Below are 17,421 nucleotides of genomic sequence, written 5' to 3' on the forward strand. Positions count from 1 at the left end.
AATACTAAATTTACAAAAGAGCAATGAACATTTTTATTTTTTAGTTTTAATATAAAAAAGACACTCCAATCATGGAATGTCAGAACGGTACAATCTATTATGAGATTGTAGAATATTTATGCTGAGCGATGCGTGGTCTGTAGTTCGCACCTAATACATCGATATTTTGTGTCGCAAGCGCATGAATCAATTTAGATAATACGTGCGGTGTACATGAAATATCAATGTGATACGTTGTGAGTACATATTTAATGTCTTCTTGATGTTTAAGAAACTGCATAATATCAATGATTTTATCTTTGACAAACATATCTTGTAAACCGTCAATTTTAAGTTTGAAATGCATAGAAGCTTGAATATTCGGCGCAAATTGATAGACGAAGTCTTTGTCTGCAAAAGGTAAAATCTGGTAGATAGGGTAGTTGTGATAACTTAAGAAACTGATGAAGTAAGGCAGGTTGCATTTTGGAATACGGACTTTTAAAACAGGCTGTTGTTTAATTCGAGTGAATTCTGCTTGAACAGCGTGACTGCTTTGAAGTTGTCTGCATAATTTTAATAATTGTCTTCGCTTAAGCCATGTTGATAGATGCCCTATATTAATAATAAAAGTGTCATATTTATCTATAAACATAGACAATTCCTCCAGAAGTATAGTTTATATTTGAGTGGCATAAGATGGATGGATTGCGTGTTGTTCAAATTCATTGTAAATTGTATCACGCTTTAAAAACTTTTTCACTAGGACTTTTGGACGAAATGAAGATAATTGATAATTTTGTCATTTTTTCAATATAATGAGTGTAATACATAGGAAAGAAAGAGAGTGAATACATCATGCGATATAGAGCAGTCGTATTTGATTTTGATGGTACGATTATTGATACGGAACAACATTTGTTTGATGTGATCAATCAACATTTAACTGCACATCAAAAAAATCCAATTTCAGTAGATTTTTATCGTCAATCCATCGGCGGTGCAGCCAAAGGATTGCATCAATATATAGAAACACAAATAGGAGAAGAAGCAACTAAGGCATTGTATGATGATCATCATCAACAAAGTCGACATCTATCGATGATTGAAAATATCAGTCGTTTGATGGAACATTTAGAGGCTAAACATATTCCTTTTGCGATTGCGACGAGCAGTAGTCGTGAAGCGATTCAACCTGCACTTCAAGCATTAGGATTAACAAATCGGGTTGCAGTGATTGTCGGAAGAGAAGATGTAGAAGCGGTCAAACCTGAACCAGACTTATACTTAACTGCGGTTCAACAATTGAATATGAATCCAGTGAGTTGTTTAGCTATTGAAGATTCAGTCAATGGTGCAACTGCTGCAGAACGTGCGGGACTTGGAGTAATTGTAAATACTAATCAGATGACTGAACAGATGGATTTCAGCAATTTAAATTTAGAAGGAATGAATTTAGATGCTGAAACAATTATGAAACAATATTTTTAAGTGAGCAGGTGAGCGCATGTTGCTATTATTCTTTTTAGCAGGACCGTTAATTATTGGCGTTGGAAACTTAATACTTGCACCTATCTTTAATAGAAGGGTGCCGATGAATGTCAGGTTTCGCGCGTTCATGATAGGTTCTATGATTTACTTGATATCTGCCTACTTAGTTTATCAGTTTGTGTTGAAAGGGCAGTTATAACCTTAATGAGCAACTGATGGAAAAAGAGGATACAAACCATTAATGAAATTAAAATTATAAACAAAACAGAGGGTTCAAAAGTTAACGGCTTTTGAATCCTCTGTTTTGTTTATTTCAACATATAAACTAGACCGACGATGACTAAGACTAATAAAATCGCGTCTACTCCAATCATTAATGCACGACGGTTTGCTTGTTCACCTTGTGCTTTCAAACGTTTGTACATGAGATAGTTTGGTACAAGGTTGATGATAAGGAGCACTATGATAATAATAATTAAGGTAAGCTTCACTCTGATTCTCCTTTATGATCCTTTGATAAATAATCCCAGAGAAAGGCAATGACAATACCAAGTACTAGGCCAAGGCCTACTCCAAGTTTCATATGATTTGTAAAGTGTCCGATAACAATACCGAGTATAACGGTAATCGGTAATACAATCCCGACTTTCATTTTTTTAGCTGGAGAAGTCAATGCGCTAAACAAAGCGACATAGCATACACCGAATACCACAGCAGCAATTACCGACATAATTAAAGTATGTGTCAGCGATTCTTGACTGGCTGAGCGGTTTAAGAAAAAGAATAACGCACCAAATATAAATGTATATAATAGTCCGCGTGAAACTAATTGTTTAGACAATGTTGACGTCTCCTTTCAATTCAGTTCACTCAAATTATAACATAGTATATTGGTGCGTCGTATGCATATTAAAGCTCGTTCTTAAATTGTTTATGGTCATTCAAGTAAGCATAGAATAGACCGATGATTAATCCGCCGCCGATATAGTTACCGATGAATGCAGCTATGATATTGATGACTGCAGGCCAGAAGTGTAAAACATCTGATTGGTAAATAGCACCGCCGATAAATAGACATGCGTTATAAACAACGTGTTCGTAACCCATGAATGCGAAGATAGCAACCCCAAACATCATCACAAACATTTTTGCTAGAATGTCTTCAATTTGCATCGCAATAACTAATGAGATATTGATAAAGAAGTTGGCAAAAATTGCTTTAGCTAATATTTGAGTAAAGTCAGCTGTCATTGTTTTGTGATGTAGCAAGACTTCTAATTGTTTCATCATTTCTGGTGTAACGACATCACTGAAACGTAAGATAATAAAGAAGGCTAGGGCACCTAACATATTACCGATGAAACATAACATAAAGATTTGGAAAGCGCGCCATGGCGAAATAACTTTATAATATAAACCCACTGTGAAATACATAAAGTTACTTGTCAGGAGTTCTGAATTGGTAAAAAGAATCAGTACTAAGGCAAAGCTGAAGGCAACTGATCCGACGATGTTGATAATTCCTGTGTTGATTTCTCCTGTGTGTACTTCTTGTACAAAACCAGCTTTAATGGCTAATACAAAGACTGCAATAATACTGATAATAAAACCTGCCATCATGGCACGTAATAAATAGCGCTTAAAATAAGTCGCTTGTAAGACGTCTTTAGTTTGGATAGTTTTAACAACTTCTTTAACCCATTTACGTCCATAAAATACATTATCCCAACGGATATATTTTTCACTGTTCATTCCTAAAAAAACTCCTCGCTCTAGCAAAATGTTTAATATTAATTCAGGCTGAGAGGGTTATCTCATTTTCTGTAATGCATATAGTATAATCGCATTTCTTATTTTTGTGAATACTTTCACATAAACTTTTTTCATAAATATGACTGTCTCGTGAAAATTATTGAAATACTGCATTTGTATATAAAACAGTGATTGTGTCAAAAAGACAATTGTCTCTATGCACATGACAAAGAATCAGAAAATTATCAAAAGTACATTGCGCTTTTATAAAACTCCGTGCTATAATGTTCAAATAAAATGTATTTACTAAATGGACACTGTTCATTGTGTGTGTTTTAGGAATACAATATTTTATTTGAGTGCGAAATGCATTAAAATGCGCGATGACTGCTTTTGTTGTATTTTAGGAAAAAATAAATGAAAGCGCATACATAAAAGTGTAATTTTTATGTTTTCATCTAGAAATTTTATAGTATAATAGCCTCAATGGGCTTGAAAAGTTACAAATCGATAGCAAAAAGAAACATTGTTAAATTTTTCGCAATCTTTTAAATTTTAGTAAATTGGGACGCTGAAATAGAAAGAGAGAATGGGGCAGCTATCGATAACTTGTAATAGGGCCTGGAAATCATGAAAGAGAAGGGGTATTTTCTAATGGAAGAAACTCAATTACACAGGGGATTAAGTTCTAGACAGATTCAAATGATCGCACTCGGTGGTACCATCGGCGTTGGTTTATTTATGGGTGCGACAAGTACAATTAAATGGACAGGACCATCTGTTATTTTTGCTTATTTAATTGTTGGACTATTTTTATTTTTAGTAATGCGTGCAATGGGAGAAATGGTTTACTTACATCCTACTACAGGTTCATTTGCGAACTTCGCAAGTGACTATATTCATCCAGTAGCAGGATATTTAACAGCCTGGAGTAACATATTCCAGTGGGTTGTAGTTGGTATGAGTGAAGTTATCGCAGTCGGAGAATACATGAGATATTGGTTCCCAGAACTTCCGGATTGGATTCCTGGTGTTATCGTTATTGTATTATTAGCTTCAGCGAACTTAGTATCAGTTAAAGCGTTCGGTGAATTTGAATTCTGGTTCGCGATGATCAAGATTGTCACTATTGTTTTAATGATTATTGCTGGTTTCGGATTGATTTTCTTCGGACTTGGTAACGGCGGAAATGCCATCGGTTTATCTAACTTATGGTCACACGGCGGTTTCCTTCCTAACGGTTGGCTTGGCTTCTTCTTTGCTTTATCAATCGTTGTAGGTTCTTATCAAGGTGTAGAATTAATCGGTATCACAGCAGGGGAAACTAAAAATCCTCAAAAGAATATTAAAAAAGCAGTTAACGGTGTTATCTGGCGTATTTTAATCTTCTATATCGGAGCTATCTTCGTTATTGTAACTGTTTATCCATGGGATCAACTTGGTACAATCGGTAGTCCATTCGTAGCAACATTCGCGAAAGTCGGTATTACAATTGCAGCTGGTTTAATCAACTTCGTAGTATTAACAGCCGCAATGTCAGGATGTAACTCAGGTATCTTCAGTGCGAGCCGTATGATTTATACATTGGCACAACACAAACAATTACCTAGATTCTTCTTGAAAGTAATGAAAAATGGTGTACCTGTGTACACAGTACTTGCGATTTCAATCGGTATCTTTATCGGTGTTATCTTAAACGTTATCTTACCTTTATTCATTAAAGGTGCAGACAGTATTTTCGTATATGTTTATAGTGCATCAATCTTACCTGGTATGATTCCTTGGTTTATGATTTTAATCAGTCATATCCGCTTCAGACGCCTTCATCCTGAAGAAGTCCAAGGTCATCCATTCAAAATGCCAGGCGGAGCACCAGCAAGCTTTGCGACTATTATTTTCTTAATTATCGTATTAATCGGTATGTTGCTTAATAAAGAAACAGTTGTATCAGTTGTTATCGGATTCTTATTCTTAGGTTTCATGACAGCGTTCTACTTCATCAGAGGATACGACAAATTACCTTATAAAGATCAACATTTAGAATAATATAAGACAAATGAAAAAGAGTTGGGCGTTATGCTCAACTCTTTTTTAATGTTCAAATTTAATTTTAGAAAGATGTTTCTTATAGTTGTTTAAAGCCATTTTAGATTGCGTAATTGTATCTAACGCATTTGAAAAGTCCATAGACAAATAACGGTAATACAGCACATTGATAGTAAAGAGCTGGGCTGTCAGAGAAGTAGTAGCCGCCATACGAAACTCATTTTCTTCTGATTCGCTGTAAATCAAATCAATATCACTATAGCGTGTCATCGGATTATGATGTGTACCCATTAAGGTAATCAGGCACAAATGATAATCCGACGCAACACGTGCAATGGCTTCGAGTTCATTGTGTTCACCGCTATTAGAAATTAAGAATAATGTATCACGAGCATCATGGGTTGCAATTAAACTGATTAACGCGTGTACACTTTCAACGCATTGCGCATTTAAACCAACCTTAGATAGTTTCTGTGTTAAATCTAATGCTGAAACAAAGGAAGCGCCAAAGCCAAATAAGAAGATGGTACGTGAACGTTTCAACCTGATACAGACTTGTTCAATCTTCTGTTCATCAACTTCATCTGAAACTCTACATAATGTTTGAGTACTGCGTGACAACATTTTGCGTTTAATAGAATCAATCGATTCATTCGGTTGTAATTCAATAGGTTGGGGTTTTGTACGTTTGGAAAGGTATTTTGATACTTCTGTTTTTAATTCTTGAAAGCCGCCATCTGTTACTTTGTAACCGAAGCGGACGACCGAAGAAGGACTGGTATTGGTGCTGTTCGCTAAATCTAAAGTTGTCATATCAATGACTTTTTGTGGCCGTTTTAAAATAAAGTCTGCGATTTTTTTCTCGCTTTTAGTTAAAACATTATATTTTGTTTCTAGTTTAAATAGTATGTTTGTCATCATAATCACCTGCTCTATGAAAAAACAAAGCTGCTTTTTCATTTGTTTTGTAAATCATAGATAGCAGTAAACAGAACCCTTAGTTGCTACAGTTTACTTTGATTATTGTTTGTACGCCTATTAAAGCACGACTCAGACAAACCGACAGTCTCCCAATTATCAGTTTATCTTTATAATGGTTTCTAGTGTACTATAGGATGACAGCTAACACAATTGAGAATTTTAAAAACAACACTCACTAGTATTATCATACCTAACTGATAAAGATTTAAACGATTAACGTTAAAATATTAAAAAATTAGTCAATAATTGAGTGTGAGGTTAAAAGAAAAAGCAAGTGATGAATGGGTTTTTGCCACGTTTTGATCATCACATTTGTATTGCCAGTGTTAAGGATTACTAACGGCTGCAAGATTAATTTGGCTAATAAGTCACAGTAGCGTTGTGTAATAAAAGAAGGGTGTGTTTCAACTAAGCTTTGTGCTTTATGATAATATGCTTGTAGATATGTTGTAATATCATTTGCAGTCTGTTCAGCAGGTTTCTGTTGATTTAAAGTTATATAGTGATGATAGGTGTCGCTTAAAGTAATCAAATGAATCAGTTGTGCGTAAATATCTGTTTCAATGGTTTGTTTTGTCATTACTAATCATTCCTTAAAAGATAAATTTAATTTGTGATTTGAAAGCCGATAACTTAAGATAAATGCATGAGAAGTTAAATTTTGTATAGAGGAGCATCTTATGGAGTTAAAAAATAATAAGCCAGCATGGAGAGATTTAACGTTAATTCCGATTGGTTTTGTTTTAATCTTTCTATTTACTTTTTTAGAAACGTTAATAGCAGCCAATTTTAATGTACCGATGACCGTTGAAACATTAATTCCAATTTCAGCTATAGGTCAAATCAATACATATATCGCACTTTTAATTATTTACTATTATTTTCACTATAGTGAAATGCCTATGAAATTGTCGTCTGGATGGCATTATGTTAAGAAACATTGGTTGTTCTTGTTAATTATGCTGCTGATCGCAATGGGAGGAGAAACACTCTACAATTATTTGGTTTCGTTCTTGCCTGAAAATTTACAGTATACAGAAACACAAAATGAACAGGAATTAGAATTATTGTTCAGAAATCCGGCATTTTTACCTTTCACATTTATTTTTGTAGTAATTATAGGTCCTGTTGTTGAAGAATTATTCTTCCGTACCATTTTGATTGGAGAGTTAGGGAAGAAGTTGAATTATATTGTCATGGCGATTATTTCGGTTATCGGCTTTGCGTTGATTCATGTTACAGGAGCCGAATCTCCATTTGAAATCGGGTCCTATTTAATTATGGCAATTGTTATTGTTTATGTATATTTCAAATCAGGTAAAAATACTGCAGCTACTATCGCAATTCACATCGCGAATAATTTTGTTTCTTTTATCATCACAATTTTATATCTATAATAAAAAAATCCAACTGAGGTGTATCCCTTAGTTGGATTTTAAAAATTGTTGATAATTATAGATAGTAATATCGTGAGTCTTTAATGTTTTATGGAATGAATAAGAGATGTCTTAAATCGCTTGAATCGGTATTTCTTTTGTATGTCCATGACCAATATCGAAAATAACGACACGCCATTCAGCTTTGCGACATATCAATCCGATAAAGATGACATTTTCAGTATAGGTCTCACTTTCCAAATCATATTCGACTAACATCACATTACGCTCTGCGCAATAAATTAATAAGTCTGAAAAGATTTGCGGTATTGTCTCGTTTGGATTAGATTCAAATTTAATGTAGCGATCCATGCGTTTTAACAAACGTCTGATATGTGTTGCTGGCTGATTGAGACATTTCTTGATAATTTGTGCAATTTCTTTTTTATAAGGTAAACGAGAATAAGATTGACTCTCGTTTAATGTCATAAATAAAGCTAGCATTTGTGCTTCGTTTAATTCGAGTTGAATCGGTGCAGGATGGCTTTGAATCTGGTATCCGCCGAGCATGCCTTGTTTTGCGATAATTTGGACACCTTGTTTTTCAAGATCTTGGATATCTCTTAATATCGTACGCTTTGAAACTTTAAGTGTTTTCGCAAGTTGTGCTGCAGTGAGTTGATGGTTGGTTTCAATTGCCTGAACAAGTTTATTTTGACGTTCTATTTTATTCAATTAAGCCACCTCCGATATATTACATATTACAATCATTATATCATATCTCTTAAAATTTGATGTTTTTAGGTAATGTACTTGTAGAAAAAATTAAAAAAAGTCGAAAAAATTTCAAGTAAACGCTTACATTTTGTAAAATTATGTGCTAAACTATCATTAGTAACTAGGAGATAGCACTTAGTGAACAAAGGGGTAATGATAAATCATGTCGTGTGATTTATTAGAACGTGCGAATCACTAGTTAATTAACATCTTCAATATTATTACTTACTTTCCTTTCTATGCCGACTAGTTAAGCTAGTCGGTTTTTTTTATTGATTATAAAGTCGTTAACAGTTCATTTGTGTTCCATGCTAGAATGAAAACATACATAAGAAAAATAAAGGATGAGGTGTGTAATTTGAATCGTAATCAACTGCTTCAATTAGACCAAGCAATCAGACACTGGTTGAAAGGGTTGGATGATATTATTCCTAAACTGATTGCGGATATGCATACAGAAACAAAAGCAAATCAGTTTGATTTAGTAACCAATGTAGATCAAATGATTCAAGATCAATTTGACGCGTTTTTAAAAGAACATTACCCAAGTCATGAACTTTTCGCTGAAGAAAAAAACAATGACCTAGTAGATGCGAAACATGGCGATGTTTGGATAATGGATCCGATTGACGGTACTGCGAATTTAGTAAAACAAAAAACAGATTATTGTATTATCTTAAGCTATTTCTCTGAAGGTCAACCGATGCTTGCTTACATTTATGATTATCCGCACCATACACTTTATAAAGCAATCAGAGATGAAGGTGCATTTGAAAATGAAGTACGTATGCCTAAGGTTCCTTCTTTAGATATCAGTGAAATAATTCTGTCGTATAATCCATATGTTTTAAATGATCATACACAAGCAGATTTAAAAGCAGCAGCATTCAGTTATCGATTAATCGGGGCTTGCGGATTAGATTCTTTACGCGTGATGAAAGGTCAATTCGGAGCACACATTAATACAAATGCGAAACCGTGGGATATTTCTGCACAGTTTTTATTTGCGAAAGAACTTGATTTGAAAATGACGAATCTTGATAATGAACCAATTGATTTTGCGGTTGGCGGACCGTTTATTATTAGTAATAAAGGGTGTCATGAAGCGGTTCTAGAAATATTAAATCAAAAAGGCGGTTATCAAGTTAATAAAGTTACTAAGACTTAAGCACCATGTTAGATAAAATCAACTATAATATAATAGATTGAAATGAAAGATGAGGAGTGGTTGGGTGAAGAGAACAGATAAACCTGGTCGTAGAATGGGACTTGTACCAAAAATATTATTATGGGCATTTGGAATTTTAGTAATACTTGCGCTTGTTGCAGCAATCTACTTAGCAATTAAGATTTTTGCGGTTGGCGGAAAGATTCATAACCCTCTAGACAGAGACAAATCAGAATTACGAAAAGAAAAAGTAGATTTAAACAAAGGTGATCCATTCACAATTGCTTTATTTGGTGTGGATAGTAATGAAAAACGTCAAAGTGAAGGGGACGGACAACGTTCTGACTCAATCATGGTGTTATCTATTAATCCAGATAAAAAGACAACTGAAATTGTCAGTATCCCACGTGATACTCAAGCTGAAATTGTCGGACATGATTCAGTAGAGAAAATCAATCATGCTTATGCGTATGGTGGTCCGGATATGGCTGTGAAATCACTTGAGAAATTGCTGGATGTACCGATTGATCATTATGCGACAGTTGATATGGATGGCATCAAAGGTATGGTTGATGAAATCGGCGGTGTAGATGTTATCAGTAATGCGACATTTAGTTATAGTGGTTATAGCTTTGTGAAAGGCGAAAAAACACATTTAGATGGTGACAAAGCTTTAGCGTTTATCCGTTCGCGTAAAGAAGAAGGTGCAGGCGGTGACTTCGGTCGTCAAGAGCGCCAACAATTAGTGTTACGTGGTATTGCGAATGAATTAACAAGTGTGAAGTCACTAACGAACTTTAATGGTGTGACGGATCAAATCAAAGAGAATGTTACAACTGACCTATCTCTAGGTGAATTAAATACAGTCCGTTCTAAATATCAAAAAGCAAATGAAAATATGAACCGTTTAGAACTACAAGGCGGTGGAGGTATTCAAAGTGATGGCGTTTATTACTTTGTACCTGATGAAAGTTCATTGAATAACGTTTCAAATGCGCTAAGACAAAATTTAGAATTATAAATGAAATGCCGAGGCAGGGTTAATCTTTGTCTTGGTATTATTTTACCCTAAAATTTAAAATTGTATATAAATAAAATACATGTTTTGGGGTAATGATAAACAGAGGGGGAATTTTTTATGACAAATAATAATAAAAATCAAAATAAAGTAGATGAAAAAGAAGTACAAGATGTATCTGAAATGGTTGATGAAGGCGGCTTAGGTGCAGATAATTATTATGGCATCAATGAATTCCAACCGAATGGCAACACTGTAGAAGTTGGAATTGATCAATTCAAATTGAAAGTCAGCGAATATAATGATGCTGATTTAGTCAATTCATTAATTGCACATGCAGATGCAAACCATAATGAAGAAAAATTTGATGAAGCTATCAATATTATTAAACAAGAAGTATTAGGTAGATTACACGATAAGTAAGCAAAATACCGGCATGTGATATGTCGGTATTTTTTAAAAGAAAGTTTAAACTAATTCGTCTATGAAATAGAGTAATACATTATGTTAAATCCTTTAAATCGGCACCAAAAAAAGAGATTCATGAATAAAAAGTTTAATATGTCAACTTTAGAGAGAATATATAAGTATGGGACTTAACATTTAACTTTAAAAGTAATAGAATTAGTAATAAGACTATTTTTTATTGCGTGGGGCAAAAAAAGACTAGTCTTCAATATTTACGGAATATATAAAATAAATAGAGGTTTAGGAAATGAGTTGAATCTTTAGAGGCTGAATGTTTCTAAAGGAAGTGAGATGCAACCGCAAACTTCGTTGCATTGTTCATCTAAAGATTGCTTAATTTCAATAGATATTAATGTTGATACATACATTCGTATCTGTGACGTAAGCGTGACATCGGGGATTTCATGCGACTCTTATACTGTTCTTTTGACCCTCATCAATCAGAATGCAGTATACCTGTCGGTATGTCATCAGCTTAAACACATTTGCAAGACCTCAGAATATAGGGGTGATTACATGCAAGAACATCTTGTCCTTACATTAGACGGGAAAGACTATCTTGTGGAACCAGGTACGAATCTTCTCCAGTTTATTAAATCTAGAGATACATTTGTGCCGTCAATCTGTTATAACGAATCATTAGGGCCGATTGAAACTTGTGATACATGTGCAGTAGAAATCGACGGAAAGATTGCACGTGCATGCGGCACAACAATTGATCGACCAATGGTCGTTAATACGACAAACAGCGATGTTAAAGCATCTCAAAAAGAAGCTTTAGATCGTATTTTAGAAAAGCACATTCTGTATTGTACAGTATGTGACTACAACAACGGTGATTGTGAAATCCATAATACAATGGATGAATTCGGTGTTCAGGAACAATCATATGAATATAAAGACAAAGGTTACGAGAAAGACTTCGGTCCTTTCTATCGTTATGACCCAAGTCAATGTATTCTTTGCGGTCGTTGTGTAGAAGTTTGTCAAGACGTTCAAGTCAATGAAACATTATCAATCGACTGGGAACGTGAACAACCACGTGTTATCTGGGATAACGACGTATCAATCAACGAATCATCATGTGTATCTTGCGGACAATGTGCGACTGTATGTCCATGTAACGCAATGATGGAAAACCACATGGTGGGTGAAGCAGGTTACATGACTGATACTGAACCAGGTACATTAGCAGACATGATTGACTTAACTAAGAAAGCAGAACCAGGTTATGGTCCATTATTCGCAATTTCAGATTCAGAATCTGCATTACGCGAAGAACGTATTGAGAAAACGAAAACAGTATGTACATACTGTGGTGTGGGATGCTCATTTGATGTATGGACGAAAGACCGTGAAATTCTTAAAGTTCAACCGCAACATGATTCACCAGCTAACCGTATTTCGTCTTGTGTGAAAGGTAAATTCGGTTGGGACTTCGTCAACTCTGAAGAACGTTTAACGAAACCTTTAGTACGTAAAGGTGACGAATTCGTTGAAGTAGAGTGGGAAGAAGCATTGAACGTAATTAGCGAAAACTTCTTACGTATCAAAGAAGCTAAAGGTTCAGATGCATTATCATTCATCGCATCATCTAAAGGTACAATTGAAGAATCTTACTTGATGCAAAAATTAGCACGTCAAATGGGTACAAATAACGTCGATAACTGTTCACGTTATTGTCAAGCACCCGCAACGAAAGGTTTATTCAGAACTGTAGGTCACGGTGGTGACTCAGGTTCAGCGGATGATTTAATGAAAGCAGGTATGGTGGTATTAGTAGGTACAAACACTGCTGAAGCTCACCCAGTTATTGCTTCTAAAATCAAACGTGGACATAAATTATTCGGTAACAAACTTCATGTATTCGACATTCGTCGTCATGAAATGGCTGAACGTGCAGACAAATTCTATCAACCAAAACCAGGTACTGACTTGGCATGGTTAGCTGCAGTTACTAAATACATTATCGATAACGACCTTCACGATAAAGCATTTATCGATGAGTGGGTAGATCACTTCGATGAGTACTACAAATCATTAGCACCATTCACATTAGAATTTGCGGAAGAAACAACAGGCATTCCTAAAGATGACTTGATTCACTTCGCACATGAAATGGTTGATTCTAATGGCGTATGTATCGCTTGGGCGATGGGTGTTACTCAACAAGACATCGGTAGTGATACAAGTACTGCAATCTCTAACTTGTTATTAGTAACAGGTAACTATAGAAGAGAAGGTACAGGTGCTTATCCATTACGTGGTCACAACAACGTACAAGGTTGTAGTGATGGCGGTAGTATGCCGGATAAATTCCCTGGTTACCAAGATGTAACTGACGATGAAGTACGTGCGAAATTCGAAAAAGCATGGGGTATGGAACTACCAGCTATTGCTGGACGTGATAACCATCAAATGATGGAAGGTATCCATAACGATGAAATCGACGCAATGTACATTTATGGTGAAGACACTGGTATCGTAGATGCGAACATCAACTTTGTACAAGCAGCGCTTGAAAAAGTCGACTTCTTAGTCGTTCAAGATGCATTCTTGACACAAACAGCACGTTTCGCAAACGTTGTTTTACCAGCTAGTCCTTCACTTGAAAAAGAAGGTACTTTCGCAAATACAGAACGTCGTATCCAACGTTTATATCAAGCAATGAAACCATTAGGCGACTCAAAACCTGACTGGGAAATCATTCAATTGATCGCAAACAAAGTTGGATTAGACTGGAACTACTCACATCCAAGTGAAATCATGGATGAAATGGCAAGCTTAACACCATTATTCGCTGGTGTAAGATATGACCGTTTAGAAGGTTACAATTCATTACAATGGCCTGTACATGAAGATGGAACAGATGAACCTACTTTATACTTAGACGGGTTCAACTTCCCTAATAAACGTGCCAAATTATATCCATTAACATTCGACAATTTCTTCAAAGAAGATGAAGAATATGATATCCATGTTAACAATGGTCGTATCCTAGAACACTTCCATGAAGGTAATATGACTTACCAAGTGCCTGGTATCAAATACAAAGTGCCGAATGTTTACGTTGAAATCTCACCAGAACTTGCGGAAGACCGCGGTATTCATGAAGGTGCAGATGTTAGATTAGTTTCTTCAACAGGTCAAGTTGAATTAGTTGTTCACATTACTGACCGTGTTAAAGGTAAAGAAATCTATATTCCGATGAATAATAACGCTGACGAAGATGGTACTGCAGGTGCAGTCAATATGCTGACAAACAGTGATGTTGACAAAGACACAGATACACCATCTTACAAACGTACATCAGCACGTATGGAAGTCATTACACGTAGAGGTAAGTCACCACTTAACCCTTCTAACTTCCGTGTGAATACAGAACGTAACCCGCAATACAGTGTTCAAGTTCAGAAAAAATGGGCACGTCCAGACTACGTGTTCCCAGGAAATCAGGTGAGACACGATGGCTGAAAACATTAGAAAAATCAAACGTATGGAAATTTCACATGAAGAGCAAAAAGCGAAAGATCTTGCAGAAGTAACTGATGCTATTTCAGAAAACAAAGATGTTATCATCAAAGCAATCCGTTTAATGCGTGTCTTAGATGATGCGAAAATCTTAGATGCTGGTATCGGCGCAGTTGAAAAACGTGGCTTCATTACAAACAAGATCACAAAAGAGTTGAATAAAGAGCAATATACTGGCTTATTAAACAACTTAGCACCACTTGTATTCATGCTTGGTAAAGTGGATGTAGCAGGTACAGAAGAAATGTTGCTTAAGTTGAACAAAGGACTTAAAAATGCGAATGCTGCAAGTCCAAATCAACGTACAACAATTTCTAGCTTAGTCGGCTTATTGAAAGACGATGAAGCAAACAGAAGTATTACGTATTTCGTAAACTTATTAAAAGGAATGTCACGCGAAGATTAAGCGTCATTCTATAAGAGCTGTTCTTTTTAGAACGGCTCTTTTTTTACATACAGAATCTATCTGCCGACGCTGTCAGAAATATGATAAACTTTAATAGAATTTAGATGTAGATGATAGAAAGAAGGTGTTGACGATTAACCCGAACATATTAAAAGCTTTAGCACTGATTTCAAATTTATTTGTCGTGCTTGGTTTTATTTTTTTGATTATGATGAAAGCCGTGCTTGCGATTACCATGTTTGCGATCGGTTTAATTATCAGTTTAATGATGTTTAATGTTTTATTCCGTGACAGAACAGGAATGAAGATAATTATCAATCTCTCTTTTACAATTGTGATGATTGTGATCATTGCAGCATACTTTATGTTGAAATAGAAAAAATACATGAGGAGTTCGCATAATGAATCGTAAAGTAAAAACGCGTATTTTCAGGCTGTTTGTCGGCTTAATTCTTTTAACTTTTATTATTCTATTTATCATTAATGAAACGAATTGGTTCAGCAATGATAAGAATTATACATTTGATGAAGCTGTTCAACTTCAAACTTCAAAAGGTGTATTGAATACGAAAGAAGACAATGGTCAATTTGTGAATGCATCTAAAGCAGATGTTGAACAAGCTATGGCAATTAAAAGACAGAATCATAATATCAGTTATATGGATATTTCAGAGCCTATCTCAATGGATGAAAAAGAAGTGAATCAATTATTAAAAGGCAAAGGCGTGCTTGAAAATAAAGGGGACGCATTTTTAAAGGCACAAGATAAATATGATGTGAATGTTATTTATCTCGTCAGTCATGCATTAGTGGAAACAGGACATGGTCGTTCTGAGTTATCGAAAGGCATTAAGTTTAAAGGAAAAACATATTATAATTTTTATGGCATCGGTGCGTTTGATGAAGACGCAATGAAGCATGGCCATAGTTATGCGAAAAAGCAGAAGTGGACGTCACCAGAACGTGCAATTATGGGCGGTGCACGTTTTGTACGAGAAGACTTCTTCGATAAAGGACAAATTTCACTTTATCAAATGCGTTGGAATCCTAGCAATCCTGGTCAGCATCAATATGCGAGTGACATCGGTTGGGATCAAAATATTGCAGGTATGATGGATACGTATTATCAAAAATATGGTATTAAAAAAGATGATATTCGTAAAAACTTCTATGAATAACCAAAGAGGGCAGCAGCCCTCTTTTTTAAGCTATCCAGCTAGATACATAGGAAATAGGGAATATGATAGAATAAATAGGAAGTGTTAAAAAGAGGTGGATTATTGAGATGAAAATAGCAATTGTCGGCGGCGGCATTGGCGGACTCACCGCAGCTGCCTTATTACATGAACAAGATCACGAAATACATGTATTTGAACAACAAGATGAAATCAAAGAAATCGGTGCAGGTATCGGCATCGGTGGTAATGTATTAGACAAACTCGGCAATCATGATATGGCAAAAGGAATTAAAAATGCAGGACAAGTCATCAAAGAAATGGAAATTTTAGATGACAAAGGACATGTATTAAATAAAGCAGTGATGAAAAAAGGAACAGTTAATTTAACACTGCCAAGACAAGCTTTATTAGATGTTATCGCATCTTATGTTCCAAAAGAATTAATCCATACAGGAACTAAAATCGTGAAACTCGTACAAAACAGTTCGAAAGTTACTTTAACAACTGCACAAGGTGATACACATTACTTTGATTTATGTATCGGTGCAGATGGCGTACATTCAATTATTCGTGGACAAGTAAACCCTAAAGCCACTGTTAACTACCAAGGTTATACATGCTTCAGAGGAATGGTCGACGATGTAACTTTGAATGATCCGCATACAGCGAAAGAGTTTTGGGGTGCTAAAGGTCGTGTAGGGATTGTGCCGATGTTAAATAACCAAGCGTATTGGTTTATTGCGGTTAATGCGAAAGAAAACGATCCTAAATTTAAAGAATTCACGAAACCTTATATTCAAGCATATTACAATAACTATCCAAATGAGGTCAGACGTATTCTAGACCAACAAAGTGAAACGGGTATTTTACACCATAATATTTACGATTTAACATCGCTTCAATCCTTCGTCTATGGTCGCACATTATTACTAGGTGATGCAGCTCATGCGACAACACCGAATATGGGACAAGGTGCAGGACAAGCGATGGAAGATGCGATTGTGTTAGCAAATTGCTTAAATACTTATGATTTCAGAGAAGCTTTAGCACGTTATGATGCGTTACGTGTGAAACATACTGCAAAAGTGATTAAACGTTCTCGCAGTATTGGTAAAAAAGCACAATATCAAAATGGCTTGATGATTGGCTTGCGCAACTTTGTGTTGAAACGCACACCGTCTAAATTGATTTCAAATCAAGCGAAATTCTTATACAAAACGAAATCTGTATAAACAACCAACATTGTTTAA

General features: G+C 35.3%; 17 protein-coding genes and 1 pseudogene. 12 read left to right on the plus strand and 6 right to left on the minus strand.

Annotated features, from left to right (window positions below; translation table 11 throughout):
- Positions 1–97: 97 nt before the first annotated feature.
- Positions 98–634: a hypothetical protein gene (locus tag KRR19_RS02455; protein ID WP_002479658.1), complete on the minus strand. Its 537-nt coding sequence runs from the start codon at positions 632–634 to the stop codon at positions 98–100.
- 203 nt (positions 635–837) lie between these two features.
- Between KRR19_RS02455 and KRR19_RS02460 the strand changes: the two genes are divergently transcribed.
- Positions 838–1,470, plus strand: a complete 633-nt coding sequence (locus tag KRR19_RS02460) for an HAD-IA family hydrolase (protein WP_156666514.1) — start codon at positions 838–840, stop codon at positions 1,468–1,470.
- A 16-nt stretch (positions 1,471–1,486) separates the two neighbouring features.
- The gene (locus tag KRR19_RS12170; protein ID WP_070468812.1) at positions 1,487–1,669 is read left to right on the plus strand and encodes a hypothetical protein; all 183 of its coding nucleotides are present in this window, start codon (positions 1,487–1,489) and stop codon (positions 1,667–1,669) included.
- A 288-nt stretch (positions 1,670–1,957) separates the two neighbouring features.
- Here KRR19_RS12170 and KRR19_RS02470 read toward each other — a convergent pair whose 3' ends face one another.
- Positions 1,958–2,311, minus strand: coding sequence for a hypothetical protein (locus tag KRR19_RS02470; RefSeq protein ID WP_023015028.1), 354 nt, complete (start codon positions 2,309–2,311; stop codon positions 1,958–1,960).
- A 68-nt stretch (positions 2,312–2,379) separates the two neighbouring features.
- The gene (locus KRR19_RS02475) at positions 2,380–3,222 is read right to left on the minus strand and encodes a formate/nitrite transporter family protein (protein WP_002479653.1); all 843 of its coding nucleotides are present in this window, start codon (positions 3,220–3,222) and stop codon (positions 2,380–2,382) included.
- Positions 3,223–3,876: 654 nt separating this feature from the next.
- Between KRR19_RS02475 and KRR19_RS02480 the strand changes: the two genes are divergently transcribed.
- Entirely contained in the window at positions 3,877–5,268 is a 1,392-nt protein-coding gene (locus KRR19_RS02480; RefSeq protein ID WP_057509923.1) for an amino acid permease, read from the plus strand.
- Positions 5,269–5,313: 45 nt separating this feature from the next.
- On the opposite strand, the gene KRR19_RS02485 is transcribed toward KRR19_RS02480, so the two are convergent.
- Entirely contained in the window at positions 5,314–6,186 is an 873-nt protein-coding gene (locus tag KRR19_RS02485) for a MurR/RpiR family transcriptional regulator (RefSeq protein ID WP_002479651.1), read from the minus strand.
- Between the two features lie 298 nt (positions 6,187–6,484).
- Entirely contained in the window at positions 6,485–6,829 is a 345-nt protein-coding gene (locus KRR19_RS02490) for a hypothetical protein (protein WP_002479650.1), read from the minus strand.
- Between the two features lie 100 nt (positions 6,830–6,929).
- Between KRR19_RS02490 and KRR19_RS02495 the strand changes: the two genes are divergently transcribed.
- A complete protein-coding gene (locus tag KRR19_RS02495; protein WP_002479649.1) occupies positions 6,930–7,646 on the plus strand; it encodes a CPBP family intramembrane glutamic endopeptidase in 717 nt (238 codons plus the stop codon).
- Positions 7,647–7,673: 27 nt separating this feature from the next.
- Here the strand turns inward: KRR19_RS02495 and KRR19_RS02500 are convergent.
- Positions 7,674–8,360, minus strand: a pseudogene (locus tag KRR19_RS02500) (helix-turn-helix transcriptional regulator).
- Positions 8,361–8,760: 400 nt separating this feature from the next.
- On the opposite strand from KRR19_RS02500, the gene KRR19_RS02505 reads away from it, so the two are divergent.
- From KRR19_RS02505 to KRR19_RS02540, 8 genes are all read left to right on the plus strand, one after another.
- The gene (locus KRR19_RS02505) at positions 8,761–9,570 is read left to right on the plus strand and encodes an inositol monophosphatase family protein (protein ID WP_156666515.1); all 810 of its coding nucleotides are present in this window, start codon (positions 8,761–8,763) and stop codon (positions 9,568–9,570) included.
- Positions 9,571–9,634: 64 nt separating this feature from the next.
- Positions 9,635–10,591 (plus strand): LCP family glycopolymer transferase, encoded by a 957-nt coding sequence (locus KRR19_RS02510; protein WP_207021221.1) that lies wholly within the window; start codon positions 9,635–9,637, stop codon positions 10,589–10,591.
- 117 nt (positions 10,592–10,708) lie between these two features.
- Positions 10,709–11,011, plus strand: a complete 303-nt coding sequence (locus KRR19_RS02515) for a hypothetical protein (RefSeq protein ID WP_070863866.1) — start codon at positions 10,709–10,711, stop codon at positions 11,009–11,011.
- Positions 11,012–11,572: 561 nt separating this feature from the next.
- Positions 11,573–14,530: a formate dehydrogenase subunit alpha gene (gene fdhF / locus KRR19_RS02520; protein WP_002479644.1), complete on the plus strand. Its 2,958-nt coding sequence runs from the start codon at positions 11,573–11,575 to the stop codon at positions 14,528–14,530.
- The gene (locus KRR19_RS02525; RefSeq protein WP_002479643.1) at positions 14,523–14,993 is read left to right on the plus strand and encodes a helical membrane plugin domain-containing protein; all 471 of its coding nucleotides are present in this window, start codon (positions 14,523–14,525) and stop codon (positions 14,991–14,993) included. The genes fdhF and KRR19_RS02525 overlap by 8 nt, the downstream gene beginning before the upstream one ends.
- A gap of 124 nt (positions 14,994–15,117) precedes the next feature.
- Entirely contained in the window at positions 15,118–15,369 is a 252-nt protein-coding gene (locus KRR19_RS02530) for a hypothetical protein (RefSeq protein ID WP_037556062.1), read from the plus strand.
- A 25-nt stretch (positions 15,370–15,394) separates the two neighbouring features.
- Positions 15,395–16,171 carry an N-acetylglucosaminidase gene (locus KRR19_RS02535; protein ID WP_216733417.1) on the plus strand — a complete coding sequence of 259 codons (777 nt, stop codon included), beginning with the start codon at positions 15,395–15,397 and terminating at the stop codon, positions 16,169–16,171.
- 107 nt (positions 16,172–16,278) lie between these two features.
- A complete protein-coding gene (locus tag KRR19_RS02540) occupies positions 16,279–17,403 on the plus strand; it encodes an FAD-dependent monooxygenase (protein ID WP_156666517.1) in 1,125 nt (374 codons plus the stop codon).
- Positions 17,404–17,421: the final 18 nt, after the last annotated feature.

Source organism: Staphylococcus sp. CWZ226, assembly GCF_018986355.1.
GTDB lineage: Bacteria > Bacillota > Bacilli > Staphylococcales > Staphylococcaceae > Staphylococcus > Staphylococcus simulans.

What these genes read in the sequence shown, in the direction of transcription:
- KRR19_RS02490 (WP_002479650.1), bottom strand. Translation starts at nt 6,829, where the DNA reads ATGACAAAACAAACCATTGAAACAGATATTTACGCACAACTGATTCAT.
- KRR19_RS02515 (WP_070863866.1), top strand. Translation starts at nt 10,709, where the DNA reads ATGACAAATAATAATAAAAATCAAAATAAAGTAGATGAAAAAGAAGTA.
- KRR19_RS02460 (WP_156666514.1), top strand. Translation starts at nt 838, where the DNA reads ATGCGATATAGAGCAGTCGTATTTGATTTTGATGGTACGATTATTGAT.
- KRR19_RS02525 (WP_002479643.1), top strand. Translation starts at nt 14,523, where the DNA reads ATGGCTGAAAACATTAGAAAAATCAAACGTATGGAAATTTCACATGAA.
- KRR19_RS02495 (WP_002479649.1), top strand. Translation starts at nt 6,930, where the DNA reads ATGGAGTTAAAAAATAATAAGCCAGCATGGAGAGATTTAACGTTAATT.
- KRR19_RS02535 (WP_216733417.1), top strand. Translation starts at nt 15,395, where the DNA reads ATGAATCGTAAAGTAAAAACGCGTATTTTCAGGCTGTTTGTCGGCTTA.
- KRR19_RS02455 (WP_002479658.1), bottom strand. Translation starts at nt 634, where the DNA reads ATGTTTATAGATAAATATGACACTTTTATTATTAATATAGGGCATCTA.
- KRR19_RS02485 (WP_002479651.1), bottom strand. Translation starts at nt 6,186, where the DNA reads ATGACAAACATACTATTTAAACTAGAAACAAAATATAATGTTTTAACT.
- KRR19_RS02540 (WP_156666517.1), top strand. Translation starts at nt 16,279, where the DNA reads ATGAAAATAGCAATTGTCGGCGGCGGCATTGGCGGACTCACCGCAGCT.
- KRR19_RS12170 (WP_070468812.1), top strand. Translation starts at nt 1,487, where the DNA reads ATGTTGCTATTATTCTTTTTAGCAGGACCGTTAATTATTGGCGTTGGA.
- KRR19_RS02475 (WP_002479653.1), bottom strand. Translation starts at nt 3,222, where the DNA reads ATGAACAGTGAAAAATATATCCGTTGGGATAATGTATTTTATGGACGT.
- KRR19_RS02480 (WP_057509923.1), top strand. Translation starts at nt 3,877, where the DNA reads ATGGAAGAAACTCAATTACACAGGGGATTAAGTTCTAGACAGATTCAA.
- fdhF (WP_002479644.1), top strand. Translation starts at nt 11,573, where the DNA reads ATGCAAGAACATCTTGTCCTTACATTAGACGGGAAAGACTATCTTGTG.